Here is a 20292-nt window from a genome sequence, read left to right as displayed (position 1 = left end):
AACAATTATCCAACGACAAACTTATCGGGGAGCTAAACGTGCTTGTCACCAATCTCACGGCAGCTTTCAATCGCTTTACGCACATTTCCAAACTCCTCGATCAAAGCTGTTGCCGTTTCTTCATCCACCCCTGTTTCTGCCATCACCATACGCACGCCACGTCCCACCAGCTTATGATTAGAAAGTTGCATATCTACCATTTTATTACCTTTTACTCGGCCCAATTGTATCATCACTGATGTGCTGATCATGTTCAAGACCAATTTTTGCGCAGTACCCGCTTTCATACGTGTAGAGCCCGTCACAAATTCAGGCCCGGCAATCACTTCTATAGGAAATTGTGCTTCTTTTGCGATCGGCGAATTGCCATTACAAACAATACAACCTGTTACCAGCCCGCTTTCATTTGCCTTTTGTAGTCCACCTATCACATAGGGCGTCGTGCCCGAGGCTGCGATACCGATCACCACATCATCTGCATTAATAGCAAACTCCTCTAGGTCTTTCCACGCCTGCTCCATATCATCTTCAGCAAATTCCACTGCTTTTCGAATAGCGACATCCCCGCCTGCTATCAGTCCGATTACCCAATCAAATGGAACACCGTATGTAGGTGGACATTCCGACGCATCCAATATACCTAACCGTCCGCTCGTGCCCGCGCCTATATAAAACAACCGTCCACCCGACTGCATTTTTTCAACTGCGATTTTGACCAAAGCCTCTATCTGAGGGATTGACTTTTCAACCGCCAACGGAACCGTTTTGTCCTCCTTATTTATATTCGTCAACAACTCAAGCACAGACATCTTGTCTAGGTCTTGGTAGTTCGAATCTTTCTCTGTCGTATTTATCATGTTATTAGAAATTCTAATTACTGTCGTGGTAATATTCCGTAAATATGCAAAATTTTTATAAAACATGCAAAAACACGCACATGTATTCTAATTTTTTTGCAGCAGCACGAATTTATAATTTTTTAGCTTTAATTCACGTATTATTTCGTCAAGATCATCGTATAATTTATCTTTTCTTCTCTTATCCGTCCCGAGATGAATAAGAATAATACTCCCATTCAGTCCTTTTTGAGCCTCTAAAGTAAAGAGTTGATCCCTAATCGCCATCGATGACATGTAGCGGGATTCCATTTGAGGATACGTATAATCTGCGGCGGTTCGAATCCCGGGTGTAAAATTATAGGTTTGTATCCCTATCGCATTTGCCCAATCCACAATCTGTTTATTATACCATTCGTAAGGCGGAATAAACTTATCCATATTTGTGATACCAATTTTAGCAAGCCTATCCATATTTAATTGCAGGTCTTGTTTAAAATCAGCTTCGCTAACCAGCAAACTATCCCTATTTTCCCAAGGACTATAAAGCAAATGCGCTTCCGAATGCGGACCGATATAATTTCCCTTGTTAAATAAGCGTTTTAAGATTTTCTTATTTTTTTCCACAAATTGTCCTGTAACAAAAAAAGAACCCTTTACCTGATTTCTATCCAGCACTTTTTCAACCGTTGCGATACCATCCCCAAATTCGTGCCCGGTAAAGACCAAACTTATTTGTTTTTTACTCGTATCGCCTTGAACAATAGCTCCATATTTATCCCTTATCTTCGACGGCTGGCCTTTATTCTCCTGTGCGGCCAGCAGGTAGATCAAAGAAGCAGTACCATCCATGGTTGGCTCATTGGTACTGTAGTCACCAAAATCATCATGATATACGACGAGATCACTCTGGAACTCGGCGTATTCATCTTCCTCCAATAATTTAATGCCGATCAGACTGTTGTACGTATTGGCATATACCGGACCGTCTACCAAGCCTCCATCGATTGGATACTGATGGAGATGCGTAAATGCCGAATGCGGATCTACAGGTGTATCACCCCAAGCGGGCAGTCCATACACCATAGCAGTACCCCAAGGATTTACACCAAACAGCCAGTCGATATTTGCCTGCTCCAATTCATCGTAGCTGTTATCTCCAGTAACCGTACCGTACCACATACATTGAATGGCAAAAGAAGTGGTTAGGTTATTACTGCACCAAATAAAAGGAACACCTCTGAAAAACATATTTTGCTGTGCACGTTCCCACACTGCATCAATTCCGGTCTTGTAATAAGAAAGCACTTCGGCTCTAGCATCACCTTTCAACTTTTTCGCCAGCTCATAATGCCCCAGATTAATAAAGGGGTAATACTGGTAATGATTGGCGGTATCCCGTGTCATCCAAGGTGTAACCTTCTCCTGGGCGGCATATGAGAGCGCTGCATCCACATGCTTTTGATGACCAAAAAGGCTGTGCATCTCAGTCTCCGCCAGTTCCATATCATCCACCCAATTATCTTCGGCATAGATATACGGAGACTTAACAGACACCGTTTGTGTTACTCCCGGTTTGATGTGACTGTAATCATATGCAGTCCGCGCTTTTGACTTTAGCTGCGTGCTATAGCTCGAATCGATGTTGCGGAATAAATGATGTCCCAATGCAAAAGCACTTACGAACTTCGCTGCCGTAGAACTCGTGCCGGTCGTATTATTTAGAAACTTACCTCTTTGCTGTGGCTTACCATCAATAAAATAAACAGGTCTTTCAAATCCCCTTCCATAATATGGATCTTCCCCGGGCATACGTAATTTAGTGTGATCCCTATCGTCGGCAATCTGATTAAACATGATGTTGGGTTGGGGGTGCATCTTTACTAACCAATCCAAGCCCCATTTGGCTTCATCCAATACATCAACCAGTCCGTTACTCCCATCCAATCCATTGGTCTGCTTTTCATCCGAGAATACATCTGGGAAATCCCGGTAAGCAGCTAAGAGATGATAGGTCGCATTTGCTGATGTAGTTGCGTACTGCAGGTAGTCCGAGGCATCGTGCCAACCGCCACCTACATCTACATGCGTACTATCCGGTAATCCTACCGACTGCGCATAAAGCGTAAAACCATCGTGCGTATGGCAGCTGTCTTGAAGAAATGGATTGAATAGTGTACGCTGTTGCCGCATATAACGCAAGGCAAAATCCGCGGTACCTTTATATACTTCTTCATTAATCCTAAAAACAGGAGATTTTATATTCTCAACACGCACGTAATACGTTCCGGATTGTGTCCAGCCCGAGAAATCTAGTCGGTAGCCGGATGCAAAAGGCCCGTAATGTCCAAACCCCTTTCCAGCTTTCCCTTTGAATACCGTTTTATTCGATTGGCTGTCTATAATTTCAAATTCCTTTATCTTTTCATTTCCCTTAGATACCCATACGGCTACCTTTTTAGATTCCGGAAGGTAGCCCAGCTGGTTAATTCGTATCCAAGCATTCTCCTGCCCCTTGGCTAAGGACAACAATCCGATAAAGATAGCTAGAAACAGGATTCTCTTCATGCCTTTAATATTGCAGCAACACAATTTTACCATCCATCGTACTTACCACTATCTTATTTTTAAGTACTAAAGGTGGATTTATCATCGCATTTGAAATTTTATATTGCCAGGCTACGTCACCAGATTTAGGATTTACAGCAGATAGTAGACCCGAATTGCTTGGCACAAACACCAGCGAGGATGAACTATATATAGCCGTCGGCACGATATCGTAAGGCAGCTGCAAGGAAGATTTCCAATCGATTGTCATGGAATCCGCTTTTGCAGATATGCCTACCAATTCCCCGTCCATCGTCTTAGCATATATAAATTTCTTATCCCGTGATAGTCCCATCGATTCCCTTACGCGGTATAACTCCTTCTTTTCCCGCCATATCACTTTACCGGTCTGCAGTTCCAAGGCCGTCATATACCGATCAGGAGCAACGACGAAAACACGATTGTTCGCTACCACAGGATAGCATGCCGCTGCCGAAAACATGCGGTTGGCGTGTCCATTATTCCATTCCCACACCAGCTCTCCCGTAGTTACATCAAGCGCATAAAAGCCATTTCCCCAGCTTCCGAAAATCACCTTATTATCTGCAATTGTAGGCAAGGTAGACACGTAGTTCTTCACACCTTCAAATTTCCAAACTTCCTTTCCCGTCAGTAGGTCCAAGCAACGAAACACACCGTCCGAACCACCGATATAAGCCTTTCCTTTGTAGAGCTGCGGAGAACCCAACACTGCTTTTGCTGTTTCTGTTTTCCAACGCACAGCACCCGTTTTGGCATCCAATCCGTAGATAAAATGGTCTGAAGAGCCTACAACTACGATTCCTTTATCTACGGCGGGCGTAGAATACACTTTGCCCCCTGTTTTATACGACCAGATCTTTTTACCATCAGCTAAACTGAGCGCATATACCTCACCGACAGTATTCGCGGTGAACAATAACTTGCCATTAGACGTGATTCCTGCACCGATATCGCCGTGGTCTTGGTATTCCCAGAGTAATTTTGCTTTACTCTTGTTATTTACCGAATAATCCGGACGTTTTACAGCTTGCCCTGAAACATCTTGGAATTTTTTCAGTGGAAGCTTTAACCAATAATCTTCTGTGGACAGCAGTGGTCTACGCGTTTGGAAAAAAATAGAATCCGGCTGTATCGTTATAATATTATAGCCCCCAACTTTCTCCTTCGCCTGTAGGTTCGAGCGAACCATAACCCCGGGAATACCTTCCCAGTCGTACAGCCTGTTTTGATGGCCATGACCACAGGTTGCCACCTGAATATTTCGTTGTTTCAATCGGTCTATTTTTTCAAACCAATTATTTAGGGAAGAGTCGAGTGGATAATGGTTGATGGCGATCAGCGGTGTTTCTTTATCTGGATTTGCTTTGAATACCGAATCCATCCAAACCAGATTTTCACGTGGAATCTGTCCGGGGCTCATCCGCATATTAGGTCCCGATGTGGTACCGATAAATTGGATACCCTTATGCTCAAAGAAGAAAGATTCAGCGCCAAATACCTTTCGAAAACTATTAGCACCACTTTCGGACCAGTTGCTATCGTGGTTGCCGGGAATAACGTACAGCGGAAGGTTGAGACTGTCTAAAATCTGCTTCGACAGCGCCAATTCTTCATCCGATCCAAATTCGGTCACATCGCCCGACAAGATGACAAAGTCGATATCCTTTAGTTGATTCAAATCCCTTACTGTCCTTCTCAGATCGTCTGCCCCCGTACTACCGCCTACATGCGTATCGGTTACTTGGGCAAATTTAAAGGATTGGGCGAAGGCGAAGGATTGACAAAAAATCAATGCTATACCTACACGTAGTAATGTGCTTATCATTATATAAGTTTAAAGGCAGAAGGTCAAAAAATGACCTTCTGCCTGTATATAAATATTAGGGTTATTGTTCCCAGCCTGGCGTCTGGTTCAACGTAAAACCTCTATCTTGATATTCCTGAATAAGGGATATGCTTACCGGAGCTAAATAGTTTCTATTGTTAACAGCTAAGCGGTTTGTGAAATTCCGAACCACATAGAAACCGACCATCTCTGCATCGTTGGAGCCGTTATAGGTAACAATTGTACCGTCTGTCTTCATAACTTGCAGTACATTTACAAATGAAGCCAATATTTTACCAGGGTTGTTTTTATCACCCAAATCCACCGTTCCAATTATCCAAGAACCTAATTTGAAATCATTATTATTATAGTTCAGATTGGTTAACTTTTTCCAACGGCGAATGTCATTGATACGGGCATATTCGAACACAAATTCCATTCTCCGTTCTCTTCTAATTTCCCACATTAATGCGGATACATCAGCATCTCTGTTCGGATCATTTGGTAAAGCCGACAATTGAAGCGGAGCCGTCTTGGTAACACCCTTTGCAACTGCAACATCATCCAATGGTCTATTTCTAATTGCATTTATTGATTTACCGAGATCCTCTTGGGTAACTGCTGGTCCACCATAATTTTCCGCTAGTATTTGTTTTGCCTCTACCCAATTGAGTACGACTTCTGCCAGACGGACAATCGGTGCATCACTTATATTTGTGTTGCTTCCCCATTTAGGCGGGTAAGTTTTACCTATATAATCTAGTGCTTCCCTACCCGCAAATTTATGCGCATAAACCAAGGTACCTGTAGCAGGGGTATTTATCGTATCCATAAAAGTTGCTTCAAATCTAGGATCTCTTGTTGTAGCAAGATCTTGTAGCCTAAAGCTGTTTGCATCCGTAACTGCTGAATTTTGCCAAACTTGACCGTCTACACAAACAAAATCTTTCAATAAATCTAGATTAGCCGAGCGCGCCTGTCCTTCGGTACCATTACTGTAAGAAGCCACAGCATGTCTTACAGCAAGTGCATCGTCATATGTGCGATAAAAGATCACTTCTGGATTACCTGCTAAATTATCAGAGACAAAGAGACTTTTGAAATCAGCAGTAAAACTCCATTTACCACTATCCATCACATATTGCGCCGCATCTCTTGCCAATTCGAGGTACTTCTGCGCTTTCGTTTGGTCTAGTCCATGGTAATGTTGCCACGATCCCTCAAATAACATTAAATTGGAAATCAAAGCTGCCGCAGCATAACGATTCACATAGCCAACTCCATCATCTTCCCGCATATTTTCGAGCACAAACTGAAAATCCTCGTAAACTTTATCCATCACCATACCGCGGTCATCGCGCCCTTTGTACATCTGATCGAAATCGTCTGCTGTTATTGGTTTATCAAAATACGGAACATCTCCAAAAGTAGAGACCAATCGGCTGTACTCGTATCCTCTAAAAAAGCGAGCCACTGCAGACCAATGGTTAAATTCCTCTTCAGACAACTTTGGTTTCGCAAAGGTTTCCAAACGATCAATCATAATATTGGACTTACGCACCCAATAAAAGTTCCAGTTTGGGCCTGGATGTTCAGCCCGCAGCACTGATGTTGTGCGGAGGGCCGTATTCGTCATCGATGTTCCACCCGCTCCGGTGGGAACAGATCCTAAAAGATTAAGTTGAGCCCCCTGGGAAGTTAGATCATCGGAAAAGTTATATCCGGTTAGCGGAGCATAAGCAGTTCCAAATCCGGAGTTATATCCAACAAAATAATTCGTGTAAAAATCATTCGCGAATAACCGTAGATCATTTTCATTTCTCCAATAGGTATCTTCCGAATCGACAATTTTTGTCAATTCGGGTCTGTCCAAAAGATCCTTGCAACCCGAAAAGAGCAAAGATGTACCCAGAAATATATATGCTAATTTTTTCATGATCGATCTATTAAAAATTTAACTGAATACCGAAAGATGCACTTTTAAATGTTGGCGTACCGACGCCCGTTCTTCCTGAATTATAATTAGTTGCGTTAAATATTGACTCACCAGAAACCTCCTCTGGATCGATTGGTAACCCGTTCAATTTATCCCATGTAAAGAAGTTCTCCAGCGCAACGTACAGTCTTAGGTTGTTAATCTTTATCCTATCCAAAACCTGCTTTGAAACTGTATAACCTAACGTAACATTCTTCAATCGTAGATAAGACATATCCAGTAAATATTTTGATTGAATCTGCATGTTGTTCACATTGGCCGTTCCACCGTTATTAAATGCAGCAGGATAAAAAGCATCTTGATTATCTGGCGTCCAATAGTCATCCACAAAAGAAGCAGGCATGGCTCCGTCAGATACATGGAAACCTGGAATAGCTAAAAATCCCGCTCCCCAGATACTTCTTTGGCCAACGCCTTGGAAAAATGCAGAGAAATCGAAACCTTTGAAATCTGCTCCTAGACGAAATCCGTAGGAATACCGTGGTGTCGAATTTCCAATAATTTTCATATCACCCGGATTGTCAACCGTACCGTCGCCATTATCAATTTCACCGTCACCATTTAGATCCATGAATTTCACATCACCCGGACCAAAATAAAAATTCGCCGAATTCTGGAAACGCGGTTGATAAACGGCATCACTTCCATTTAATAAATACGCTTTACCACCACCACTGGTATTATACCTCGTCATATCAGCAGTCAAATCGACCAGTTGAGGCTGGCCATCTCCGTCCAATACAAAATCATCGTATTGGTATAGCCGATCTGTTTCATATCCCCAAATCTCACCGAAGGTCTTCCCGTCATAGTTTGAATTAGTTAATCGTGAAGATGTGTAATCGCTAAACACAGAGGTAGCATCATCCAAGTTTGCGCGTAAATTGATTCCCAAACCATTTTCAAATCTGTGATTAAAATCCACCGCAATCTCAAACCCTTTCGTCGTCAAAGTACCATAATTACCAAGCGGCGCTGGACCTCCTAATGTGTAGGTGGTACCTTCGATCGGCACAAATAAATTATTGGTGGTTTTCTTATACCAGTCGAACGTAAATCCAAGCTTGTTGCTAAAAAAGCGTGCATCAACACCTAAATCCAACGTTTCCAAATCTTCCCATGTCACATCCATCACTCTTAACGCCGGGCTTTGAACACCAAACAACTTACCACCATTCGCAATCCAAGTACTCTCACCTACTTCCATATTCGGAATATATAAATCTGAAGCAACAGCTTGGTTTCCGATATAGCCCCATGAACCTCTGAATTTCAAATTACTTAACACTGGCTTGGACCACTCCATAAAAGACTCTTCAGATGCCACCCAACCCGCGGATAAAGAAGGAAACCATCTCCATTTCAAGACTGTTGGGAAAGTTGAAGATCCATCATATCGTAAATTTCCTTCAAATAAGTACTTATTTTTATACGCGTAGTTAACACGGCCAAAATAACCTAACTGCGAATCCCAATACTCTCCTCCACCTGAAGTCTGTGTACCTGTAGCCAAATTAAATTGTGGATTGTCTATATCCAAGAGATTCGTTTTTTGAGACTCGTGAAAAAGACCGCGACCAGCTACCAAATTTATCCCCGCAATGAACTTAAAATCATGGTCACTATTTAGATTCAAATTATAGGTGGTAAATGCATTCAATGTGCTTTTATATTCATTCTCAGACCGAAGATAAATATGATCAGGTACGCCTCCTGCCGCAGTATACGGATCATTCGATAAATCATACGCCAAGATTGCTCCTTCATCGCCTGCCCCAACTACGTCGCCATTTGAATTAACATATACCGGATCCCCATTCTCATCAAAGCGTTGTTGGGCTGCAGCCCAGCTATTTGCTGCTGTAAAACGTGTTCCGTTCCGCCTCCAATTATAGTCCTCGTTTGTAAAATTGTAATCCATATCAACCTTCCAATTAGACATGATATTTACCGTAGCGCCTGCGTTCAAATTGATATAGTTCCGTCGCATTATGGCATCATTTGCGGCCTCATTTTCACTCCAAGGACTACGTATTGGATTTCCATCTTCATTATTTCCTAACGGATATAAAGAGCTCCATCGATATAAGTATAACCACGGATCTGCTGTTGTCGAGCTAGTCACGTACGGATATGTTTTCTTTCGTTGAGAAAACATCGCGCCACCACGTAAGGTAACGTACTTGTTCAATTCGCTCGATACACGCACTGCCGCATTATAGCGTTGAAATTTGTCCGAATTTCCAGGCTTCAGCATACCACTCTGATCGATCATACCGAAAGAACTTGTATATTTTGTCTTTCCCAAAGCGCCATTTAAAGAAATATTGTGGGTCTGTGTCGGTGCCTATTCTCTGATCATATATTCATACGGATCATATGTCCTGATACCATACTTTCGTGTTGGAAAAGCAGGATCCACATACCAATCACGACCATACACAGTAGGATCTTTTGAATCGATAATACCACCATATTTATTTTCCCATTCTACGGCCTTGTCATAACTTTCTTCGTTGATACGGTAAAAAGCACCCGTTTCCACGCCGCCAATTCTGTCCATTGCATCAATGGTATATTTTAATGCATTTATCCCTCCCATTTCATATTTCTTAAATGGATTCTGAAAAGAGAAATTATTGGAATAGTTTACATTTACTTTATCCGAACTTCCACCTGTCTTGCTGGTAATCAAGATGACACCAAAAGCAGCTTTTGCACCATAGATCGATGCGGAAGCTGCGTCTTTTAGTACGGTAATCGACTCTACGTCGTCCGGGTTAACATATTGTATACTTGGAATTTCTACGTTATCCAACAAGATTAAGGGATTACCTCCAGCTTGTACCGAAGAAATCGCACCACGAATCTTAATTTTAGGATCCGAACCGATCTCTCCGCTCGGAATGGTCACACTTAAACCGGGTGTAGTACCTTGAATAGCACGCCCAACATCAGCGATAGGCCTTCCTTCGAGGTTTTCCTTTACATTAATCGACGATACAGCGCCAGTCAAATTACCTTTCCGCTGTGTTCCATATCCGACAACCACCACCTCTTCAAGCGGATTATCATCGGGCGCCAAGGTTACCACCAATTGATTTGTACTCACGGATACATCTTTAGGTTGGTATCCTACTGAGGTGAATCGCAAAACCGATCCTATTGGTGCATTAATGCTGAACCGGCCGTTTTCGTCTGTAGAGGTAGAGGTAGTCCCTCCCACCAGTGCTATAGTCACTCCAGCGATTGGGCCTGCGTCACCTGTTACTGTTCCTTCTACAGTATTTTGTACTAGCCTATTCACGGAATAGGTAGTTGTTGCCGAAAGATTAGAAAATACACCTACCTTACCTGCATACGCATCGGTAGATACAGCTAATCCCAAAGCAATAGAAAATAGTAAAGATTTTCTCATTGTTAGTCTATTTAATAATGTGTGACTGTTATCATAATTTTGTTGTAAAAAAAAATGCAGTATTATTAATGGTTCAAGAACAAACCGCTCAAAACCGAATCCAATTTAGTTAATAAATGTTAAAAACAAAATATATTTTGCATTTTTTATCAACATCGAATCACAACATCGAACAAAACCGCATTTACGGAACCAACAGTGATGTTATTCCTCTACTCGAAATCTGGATAGAGGAGGTACTTCTTACGCATCTGTTTGTATGCCCGTAGCTCAGGTTCCCATGACCCTTTAATTTCATGTTCCGTTTTTCCCGCCAAAATCTGCTTGCGGAGTTCATCCGTACCCGCGAGTTTATCGAAGAATTCTGCGCGTGCAAAAAACTTGGATTTATCTGGCATCTTGTTATAAAAATCGAGCACGTATTTCAGTGTGAATTGCTGACTATCTGCATCTAATTCTCTTAAATCTACACCGTACAATTTCTGACCTTTCCCTTCCACATGTTTTGCCATACCTGCTTTCTCCCCCGGCGTATAAGAGAAATTACCAAAGATCGGATCATTATGACCAACTACCTGGAACGGCCAATCTGTCCCGCGTCCTACGGATATATCCGTTCCTTCAAACAGGCAAAGTGATGCATACAACCGCACCGACAAATGATTGGGAAGACTTGGTGATGGAACAACTGGTAATTCATATAGAGATGCATGCGTATAATTCTCGACAGGAACAACCGTTAATTTACATTGCTTCCCATTCTCCAGCCATTTTTCACCATTAATCATCTTTGCCAGTTCACCAACGGTCAGACCATGTACCATGGCAATTTTATGAAAGGATACATTGGATTTAAACTTATCGTCTTTACGTACCGGCCCGTCTACCTGATCACCACATGGATTCGGTCGATCCAATACGATTAACTCCTTGTTGTGCTTTACACATAATTCCATGACACGATGCATTGAAGTGATATAGGTATAAAAGCGTGCGCCAACATCCTGTAGGTCAAATATCATCACGTCTATTGATTGTACAATGGAGTCCTGTTTCTCATTTCCCCCATATAACGTATACAATGGGAGTCCCGTTTTAGCGTCAACGTCGTTACTTACCTTTTCACCACGTTCTACCGTACCTCTGAAGCCATGCTCAGGAGCAAATCCAAACCTCAAATCCACCTTTTCGCGTAGCAATACATCGACTAAGTGTTCTTTTTCAGCGCCTACAATGGAAGTCTGATTACCCATAAGCCCTACTTTCTTACCCTTTAGTAGAGGTAAATATGCAGAAAGTTGGTCCGCAGCTGGAATGATAGTATTTGTAGAAATGCTGGTGTCTTTATTGTTTATTTTCCGTGTACTATCTTTAGGTGCCTGCCCTGTGGTACAGGCACCTAAAAATGCGATGACAAAAAACAGTGATAAATTAAAAACCTTTTTCATATGTATATCTATTTACTCGCTTCATAAGCTGCTTTGATAAGTGAGTTCTCACCTCTAGCATCCTGTGCAAATTCCCAGAACATTAAACCATTTCCACGTTGCTTTGCTAATGCCACTTTGGCTTTTATCGTGTTGATGCCATTATAATAATATATAACATCATTTGACGTTTTGTATTCATCTAGTGCAGGATTCCCACCACTAGCTAGTATATTGGTATAAGTCATCGAGCCATTATCTACATTTTTTCCATATAGCGGCACGCCCAATATTGCCTTTGCCACTGGCAAATTCTTTTCTGTTAACCAAATATTCAACACCCTTTCTCCCATATTATAAGAAGAATGATGATTCGGATTAAGAGGATCTGTACCTATACCATCATAAGCCATTAGATTTACAAAATCAACTGCATCTATTGCCCCCTGTGTAATTCCCTCCTTTACCGGTCCAGCAAACAAGCCCGCTGTGACCGCCATACTTAAATATTTATGCCAAGAATGAAGCTCTAGAGAAAGCTCTTTCATAAATAATTCAAAAGTCACATCGTTACCGTAGTTAGCACGAGGATATTCCCAATCAAGATCGATACCGTCTAAATTATAACGTACTGCAAAATCAACGATATTTTTTACAAAAAGTTTGCGTGTGATTTCATTTGCTGCTATCGTGCGATAAATAACTTCGCTACCGCTCAGGGATATTGCTGTCTTTACGCCTTTTTCCCGTGCCAAGCTATTTAATGCCTCAAAATTCGCGTGGTTGGTTAACGTCTGGAGTGTACCGTCCTCTTTCGGGTTCAAAAAAGCAAAATGGAGATGTGTAATATATTCTAATTTTGTCGTATCAAAGTTAGCTACAGCATTATTATGATAACAATAGGAAACCAGTTTAAAAGATTGGTCGGCACTGTACTCCTCCACTGGCTTTTTCACTTCTTCTGCGCCATATCCGTCGGGCACCCATACTACTTCTTTTTGGCAGCTACCTAATAACGTAGCAGAAATAGCAAACATATATATTAGTTGTTTTTTCATAACATTTATCTTTTATTGAATAAAGGAGGGGATCCTCCTCTCCTTTATTACCGTTTTACTTGATCGATAGCGATACCGTAAGGAGCATAACCTTTGAACAAGAAACTAGCCGATTCGGTACCATTTAAATTATATTTTTTTATTCCAGAATTTGCCGCAGACGACCCAAGTGAAGGTGGATTTCCGCTTCCAAAAACATCAGAAATAGCCCTATAGCCATAATACAGATATCCGTCTCCGTTTTCATCTACATCAATATCCATGCTTGTGATATACACATATTCTCCCGCAGCTCCCTGATCACTAAATCCTCCTGATCCAATGTTCATGGACCAGTGTGTGTCAACTGCCACAATATTTGATCCATCAAGATTGCTGCGATACACACCTAAACCTCTACCTGCATCAGCGCGATTGGTGGCGAAATAAATATAACCATTCACCTGATCCACTACGAAGGCCCGAATAGCGTGTTGCTGGATGTCGGTTGTAAATTTACCGATATACGCTCCATCGTACCCAAATTTGTAAATACCTTTACCTGTCGTTCCTGCGTAGGACACCCAAATTTCGCTTCCTACTTCTTTAATATCTGAAGCAAAGTATGTGGCAGTTCCTTCTCCTGCAATAGTAGCATTGATATTAAATTTGATAGCTGGATAAGGAGCCTCTGAAGCAGAAGCATTTGCCACCCTAACACCCCAGTTACGACAAGTCCACCAAATGTTTCCGAATTTATCAACCGTATGCATCCAAGGGTCGTCCCTATAATCTAAGTTAGCGGCTACGGGTCTTGTAATTAGACTCTCTCCTGTCCCATCCAAGTTGTACGATTTAATAACTCCATCTGCTACTGCTGCCGCGCCCGCAGAATAACGTGTACCAAAGCCTGTTTCTGACAAATACAATTTATCTCCTTTTACAGAAAGTCCAAAAGGATTATATCCGGTGGTGACACCTATTGATTCTACTTGGGCCTCACTTTGCGTAGTCAGTTTATATTTGTAGACTCTTCTAGTCAATGCATCGGTTAAGTACAGCGTCTTAGCCAATTCACCCTGTACATTTACAATCACTTCTGTCGACAGCGTTTCTTCGCCATCATTGATTGTCAATTTAACGACATGCTCTCCTTCGGTCACGAACTGTACTGTAGGACTTGCTTCTGTCGAGGTACCCGCCTCTCCGAAATCCCATGCGTAGGTTACATTCTGACCGGGGTACTTAAATACCGCCGCGTTGAAAACCACATCGAGATAAATACCGATATTCTCTGGTACCAAGATGGTTGGCTGCTGCTTTTCGATAGATATCGTTTTTGACAGCACTTTCTCTTCCCCTCCTTGCCACGTCGTTAATTTAACGGTATAATCTCCCGGTAACGCATAGTAGATTGTATCAGGTACCATTTTTTCAGAAGTTGAAACATCTAACGTGTCTCCCTGATTATTAATCGTTTGACCACCATTATACTCCCACAGGAATTTATCCGCATTTTTCGAACGGTTCGTAATTACTACCTTACCAGGTGCGTAAACTTCGTAAGTCGGAAAATCAAAATTAGCTAAGTAATCTCCTTGCTGACCTATACCGGTAATCTCGTTTTTAGAACAAGCTAGTATTACCAGCCCAGCCATAAACATGTATAAAAATCTTAATCTTTTCATAATTGTTAAATAGTATTATCAAATGTACGAGAGGATGAGGTCGTCGCACCGGTAGGAGTAATAGCAGCCACCTCGATTGTTACACTGTAACTACCTGTTTTATTCAAACTTTTTATAATCAGTGAAAGTTGATCTTTTGTTAGGTTTTGCTTCAGATTATTAATTCCCGCTTGAGTTAATGCATATGTACCTCCATTTGTAAAATCCGTACTAGGTGCATCAGGAAATAATAGCAAATAATCCGCGCGTGTAATACCATATGCTAAGACACTCTTTAACACATCAAACTCTGGCGCAGAAAGAGCGGCTATGAGCGTGCCATCGTTCGGATATTTACCATCTAACTTCTCCATCTCATATTCAGCAGCTATTACATAGTTGTTGGAATTGGTTACCCAAAACTGATCTAATACATCCGCTGCCACGGTTTTCCATATAGTTCTACTTTTAACTGTATCTGTTAACAACAGAGTGGGGAAAGTAGTTGATCCCACCGTTACCTCTTTCGTGTTAATAGAAGTTCCGTTTTCCAATTCCATTTTCACCCCAAACGTTTCATATAGGGTTTCATAAAACTCCACTTTATCAAATTTGTCATCACGTTGCCAAGTAGAAGCGGTTACGATCACGGTATCACCAATAAGAGGTCTTGTATTATCGTATGATACTCGTAACTGAGCAGTAAATTCACCATTCGTTGTTCCCAGTTCTGTAATAGGGTCGTTCTTTTCACAGCCTACTACCAGCAGTAAGGCGAAAGAACTATATATATAAACTAAATATCTTTTCATAATCAATTTTTACGGAGTTTTTAAATTTGATTTTTCCACCCACCAAAGTGGCGTGAATATCCAGTCCCTTGCACCTGCTCCTAAGCGTGCAATTTCCTTTGGGTTATAAACATATTCCGTTTGAGGGTCATATACGAAACGCTGTATATACCTCCCTCCCCATTCGGCCAGCGCAAACCGAGGATAATACATGTCCGGATAGGCATGTGTACCATACCCGTATCGACGGACATCCACCCAGCTTTCCGCCTGAAGATATAAGGCAATCCATTTCTGCATCATGATATCCGATATTTCTAAATCATCCGCATTTTGTACAACTCGAATAGATCCCATAAAATTAATTATCTGTCCCTCTTCAACGCCTAGTCTTCTTAAATTATGTTCAATACCTTGTTTATACGCTGCTAAAGCAGTCTCCATATCATTCAAGTAAAAGGCAGCCTCTGCCTTTATAAAATACAATTCTTCTTTTATCATGTATGGATAAGGCGAATTGTCGGCGGTCCAATACCCATTATAGAGATTTGCAAAGTCCTGGTAGGTCGTTCCTGTCGGTAAGTTGGTATTTGCACTATTTAATCCTATAGACATTTGGGCACCTAAATATTTGTTATTTGCACCTGGTGTAGTTAGTTTATATAATCTCGGATCAAACTGTTGAGTAGCTTCATCGATAGTTAACGCCTTCATCAACACATCGGTCGGAAGCGTATTTAACAGGTCATTGCGGATATCCGCAAACTGCCATTCCGGACTTGGTCTAGACTCGCCCCAAAGATTTTTTTCCCATGTAGAAACAGAAGATTCCGGATAAACAAACATTGCATCTTCAAATCCACCTAACGCTGTGTTGACAGTCGTCAGCAAGTTCGCGTATCCATTCGTAAAATTGGCAGTATGCAGCTTGAGCCTCGCACGGACAGCTTCTGCAAATGAAATCCATTTGCCATAGTCCCCAGCATAAATCACATCAGAAAGCGCGTTCATACTTCTAGCCGATTCGCCAACATTTTGCAGTTCGTTTATTCCTTCATCCAATAACCGTTCAACATTTTCGTATATTTTTTCCTGCGAATCGTATATCGGGTTGAACGATCCATTGTACGCTTCATCAAATGGCATGTCTCCAAATACATCTGTCGCTCCTAAGAAACTAAATGCGAGTAGGATTTTACCCACACCGATGTAATTATTATCGCCATCTTCCTGCGCCCGTAACATCATTCCAGCCGGACCTGCGATGTTAGAACCTACATCAAAATAGTGCCATCTCCAAGCTCCCATTCGTGTAATATTGTTATAATTCCAGGTATCCGTTTGTGCATTGCTATTACCAGTCCGAGTAGTAAGATAATAGCTGTGAAATGACGTGTAACGTGCTTGAGAATATAAAGAATAAGCAAGATTTGCCTGAATAGCCGGAAGACGTTGATTCGAAGGCACAGTAACAGGCTGTACGGGGTTATAGTTCAAATCCAGATCGTTACATGATGTAACAAACAAAACCGCCAATAATATAGATAGAGTTTTTAAAGTTCTTTTCATGATATCGCTTCTATAAAGTAATATTTAAACCAAAAGAGAATGATTTTGCCAAGGGAATTGCCCCATTGTCTACGCCCATGGTACTTGCTCCTGAACCTCCCGCATTGGGTCCGGCACTATTTACCTCTGGATCTCCGCCTGAATAATTTGTGATTACAAATGGATTTTGTGTAGAAAATTCGAGACCCAACCTTTGGACGCCCATTCTCGAAGCAAGAGATTGCGGCAGGTTATAGCCCAACGTAATAAAACGGATTCGAGCCCAATTTATCTTTTCAACAAAATTCGTCCCCACTTGATAATAGTTATTAGCAAAATAGCTGTAATCCAACACCGCTGATTTTTCATTCTTAACATAAGAACCATCCTCTTGGGCAACTACGCCATTAAAAACAAACTCTTTATCTCTCCATTGGCCAATATCATACGCTGTACCAACTGACATCATACGTTGGCGAGAAGCATTTAATATATCCCCACCGAATCGGAAATCCCAAAGAAAGGATAAATTGAAATTTTTGTAGTTTATTTTATTTAACCATCCGATATTGAATTCCGGCTCACGGTTACCGATGTCTTTCTCTGTACCATCTATTACTGGATATCCATTTGCATCTACAACTATATACCCTTCTTCCGTACGTTTATAATCCGTTCCGACAATGCCTAGTACATGTTTATCTAAAGTTGTCGCCGCCGAACCCGCGTTCAACTGTGCATTGGTATATTTAAATGTTACGATATCTCCCGCAAATTCAAGCATTTTGGAGGTGTTTTTCCATGCATTTACGGTCGTGCTCCACATAAAATCATTGGTTTTGATAGGAATAGCATTAACCGAAGCCTCTACACCATTGTTCTTAAGCGATCCGGCATTGAATGTCATAATTACGTATCCAGAAGGCAATGGGACACGCGGTGTCATAATCATATCAATACTTTTACGCTCGTAATAAGTTAAATCCACATTCAACCGGCGATCTAGGAAGCTTAATTCCGTACCGATCTCAAATTCTGATGTTCGCTCTGGCTTTAGATCCGGATTACCACCGCTGGCGTCTACTACAAATCCACCACCAATAGTTGCGACTTGTCTCAGATTCGTGTTCGTTTTATAAATAGGGGCATCCTTACCTACCCTTGCATAACTCGCTCTCAATTTCCCATACCAGCTATCTGGATTGATCAATTCACTAAATGTAAAACTTCCTGAAAACGAAGGTGAATAGAATTGCCTGTGCTGTGGCGATAGTGTCGAGGTCCAATCGTTACGCCCGGTGACCGCTAATGTTAACAAGTTTTTATACGAAACACTCAGGTCGCCGTATATCGCATAACGCTGACGACGCGTCAGTGTTTCCGTCAATATTAAGCCGTCCTTAGTAACCACGTTTGGAGAAAAAATATCTGGAACCAAAAAATCTTCCGCTTGATACCCCAAGCCTGCCGACTCGTAATAATCGCTACTTCCCCCCAAAATTAAAGCTACGTTAAAGTCATCAAGAAAATCTTTTTGCATCGTCGCGTTAAAAATTGATGTTACATATCGAGAATTGCCATTTGATTCGTTGACACGTCCTTCAAAAAAGTCTCCCGGAGTTCCCGGTGTAACAACTGTCCGGTATTTTGAAGCGGTATAATCTTGTCCAAGTCTATACGATAAAGTCATCCAATCAAGTGGCTTATATTCTAGATTTCCGTTGACTATAAAGCGATCCACATTATTGTTCCGCGGATTTCGCATTACCCCCCACATCGGAGATATACGCGCGTCCCGCCCGTCATCCTCTGGTTCGATATAAGCATACCACGGCTCTCCATTAGGTCTTTCATAATTCAATATATCATATTTAAGTGGGTATGTCAGGATACTATTGATCCAACCGCCAGCTGTTGCCCCACCTAGTCCTTCCTGAATATTGTTTTGAATATAGTTAGCTGAAGCCGTGAGTGACATTTTGGAACTTAGCTGTGCAGTTCCTTTGATCAAGAAGTTTATTTTATCCTGCTCCGTATTCGGGACCATAGAACCTGCATTACGATATCCCCCAGAGACATAATATTGCAGCTTCTCAGAACCACCATTGATATTCAAATTTGCGTCATGTGTTAAGGCTGTTTGAAAGAAACGCTCTACATTATTATATATCGGCTCATCGTAACGAAACTTTCTACCCCATGAACTTCCGGATGATTCATCATATGTACCACCTGTTCCTGTAGTATAGATTCCTTGTTGTCGCGGCAACCTACCCATAGTTTCCACAAACGCTTTATAAGAGCCTCCAATCTGTATTACACCTTCCTTTCCTTTTTTAGTTGTAATGATAATCGCACCCGAAGCGGCGTCGATACCATATAGTGCTGCCGCCGCGGCTCCCTTCAGAATGGAGATATCCTCTATATCTTCTGGATTAATATCGGCAACTCTGTTTACCGTACCATTTGACGAGGAATTGTTTACCCGGATACCATCTACAATCATTAGCGGTTGGTTGTCGCCCGTTAGGGTTGTAGACCCTCTTAGAATGATCTCCGTCGGAAGACCTGGTGAGCCCCCAGAAGACGAAATCTGTGCTCCGGCAATCTGCCCTTGTAATCCGTTAAGAATGTTCCCTTGATTAGAGGCTCTTAAATCATCGCCGGAGACTTTTTGAACAGAATATGTTAAGTTTTTCTTGTTCCGTTCAATTCCCAGTGCGGTAACTACTATTTCGTCCATGCTTTGTTGATCAGGATCTAGCACCACATCAATGGTAGGCTCATCGCCTACAATCCGTGAAACAGATAGCATACCAATAAACGAAAAATTCAATGTTTGTCCTTTGCTAACTTTTATCTCATAACTTCCGTTACGATCTGTTGAGGCTGCTATGTTTGTGCCATCGACTTTGACTGTAGCGCCTATAATGGGAAGGCCATCCTCCGACGAAGTAATTACGCCTCGTACAGTGGTTTCTTGTGCAAACACAGTATGAGATGTCAACACCAACATTGCAAATAGCAAGTGTAGAGTTTTTTTCATAAACTAAATTTAAAATATTAATAATTGCACCATTGCTTGTATCATAATAATGGATTACCCAATAAAAATAAAACAAATCATGCACAATACAGCAAAACGGGCACATATTTTA

General features: G+C 41.6%; 11 protein-coding genes and 1 pseudogene. All 12 read right to left on the bottom strand.

Annotated elements, in window-relative coordinates; genetic code table 11:
• Nucleotides 1–32: 32 nt before the first annotated feature.
• The 12 genes and pseudogenes from murQ to FAZ19_RS02500 all read right to left on the bottom strand — a co-directional run bounded on the left by murQ (nucleotide 33) and on the right by FAZ19_RS02500 (nucleotide 20180).
• Nucleotides 33–857, bottom strand: a complete 825-nt coding sequence (murQ, locus tag FAZ19_RS02550) for an N-acetylmuramic acid 6-phosphate etherase (protein WP_136819027.1) — start codon at nucleotides 855–857, stop codon at nucleotides 33–35.
• A gap of 87 nt (nucleotides 858–944) precedes the next feature.
• On the bottom strand, nucleotides 945–3404 hold the full coding sequence (locus tag FAZ19_RS02545) for a glycoside hydrolase family 9 protein (RefSeq protein WP_136819026.1): 2460 nt from the start codon (nucleotides 3402–3404) through the stop codon (nucleotides 945–947).
• Nucleotides 3405–3408: 4 nt separating this feature from the next.
• Nucleotides 3409–5250: an outer membrane protein assembly factor BamB family protein gene (locus FAZ19_RS02540; RefSeq protein ID WP_136819025.1), complete on the bottom strand. Its 1842-nt coding sequence runs from the start codon at nucleotides 5248–5250 to the stop codon at nucleotides 3409–3411.
• Nucleotides 5251–5311: 61 nt separating this feature from the next.
• Nucleotides 5312–7186 carry a RagB/SusD family nutrient uptake outer membrane protein gene (locus tag FAZ19_RS02535; RefSeq protein ID WP_136819024.1) on the bottom strand — a complete coding sequence of 625 codons (1875 nt, stop codon included), beginning with the start codon at nucleotides 7184–7186 and terminating at the stop codon, nucleotides 5312–5314.
• A 10-nt stretch (nucleotides 7187–7196) separates the two neighbouring features.
• Nucleotides 7197–9578: pseudogene (locus FAZ19_RS02530) on the bottom strand (SusC/RagA family TonB-linked outer membrane protein); the annotation flags it as partial.
• A 15-nt stretch (nucleotides 9579–9593) separates the two neighbouring features.
• Nucleotides 9594–10664, bottom strand: a complete 1071-nt coding sequence (locus tag FAZ19_RS24200; RefSeq protein ID WP_229707283.1) for a TonB-dependent receptor plug domain-containing protein — start codon at nucleotides 10662–10664, stop codon at nucleotides 9594–9596.
• A 212-nt stretch (nucleotides 10665–10876) separates the two neighbouring features.
• Nucleotides 10877–12112 carry an exo-beta-N-acetylmuramidase NamZ family protein gene (locus tag FAZ19_RS02525; RefSeq protein ID WP_136819023.1) on the bottom strand — a complete coding sequence of 412 codons (1236 nt, stop codon included), beginning with the start codon at nucleotides 12110–12112 and terminating at the stop codon, nucleotides 10877–10879.
• A gap of 8 nt (nucleotides 12113–12120) precedes the next feature.
• Nucleotides 12121–13149, bottom strand: a complete 1029-nt coding sequence (locus tag FAZ19_RS02520) for a glycosyl hydrolase family 18 protein (protein ID WP_136819022.1) — start codon at nucleotides 13147–13149, stop codon at nucleotides 12121–12123.
• 47 nt (nucleotides 13150–13196) lie between these two features.
• Nucleotides 13197–14816, bottom strand: coding sequence for a PKD domain-containing protein (locus tag FAZ19_RS02515; protein ID WP_136819021.1), 1620 nt, complete (start codon nucleotides 14814–14816; stop codon nucleotides 13197–13199).
• Between the two features lie 5 nt (nucleotides 14817–14821).
• Nucleotides 14822–15607, bottom strand: a complete 786-nt coding sequence (locus tag FAZ19_RS02510; RefSeq protein ID WP_136819020.1) for a hypothetical protein — start codon at nucleotides 15605–15607, stop codon at nucleotides 14822–14824.
• Between the two features lie 9 nt (nucleotides 15608–15616).
• Nucleotides 15617–17155, bottom strand: a complete 1539-nt coding sequence (locus FAZ19_RS02505) for a SusD/RagB family nutrient-binding outer membrane lipoprotein (RefSeq protein WP_136819019.1) — start codon at nucleotides 17153–17155, stop codon at nucleotides 15617–15619.
• Between the two features lie 10 nt (nucleotides 17156–17165).
• On the bottom strand, nucleotides 17166–20180 hold the full coding sequence (locus tag FAZ19_RS02500) for a SusC/RagA family TonB-linked outer membrane protein (protein WP_136819018.1): 3015 nt from the start codon (nucleotides 20178–20180) through the stop codon (nucleotides 17166–17168).
• Nucleotides 20181–20292 lie beyond the last annotated feature (112 nt).

This window comes from Sphingobacterium alkalisoli (assembly GCF_005049105.1).
GTDB lineage: Bacteria > Bacteroidota > Bacteroidia > Sphingobacteriales > Sphingobacteriaceae > Sphingobacterium > Sphingobacterium alkalisoli.
The sequence above is the reverse complement of the archived record's forward strand: the minus strand, read 5'-3'. Positions and strand labels throughout refer to the sequence as shown.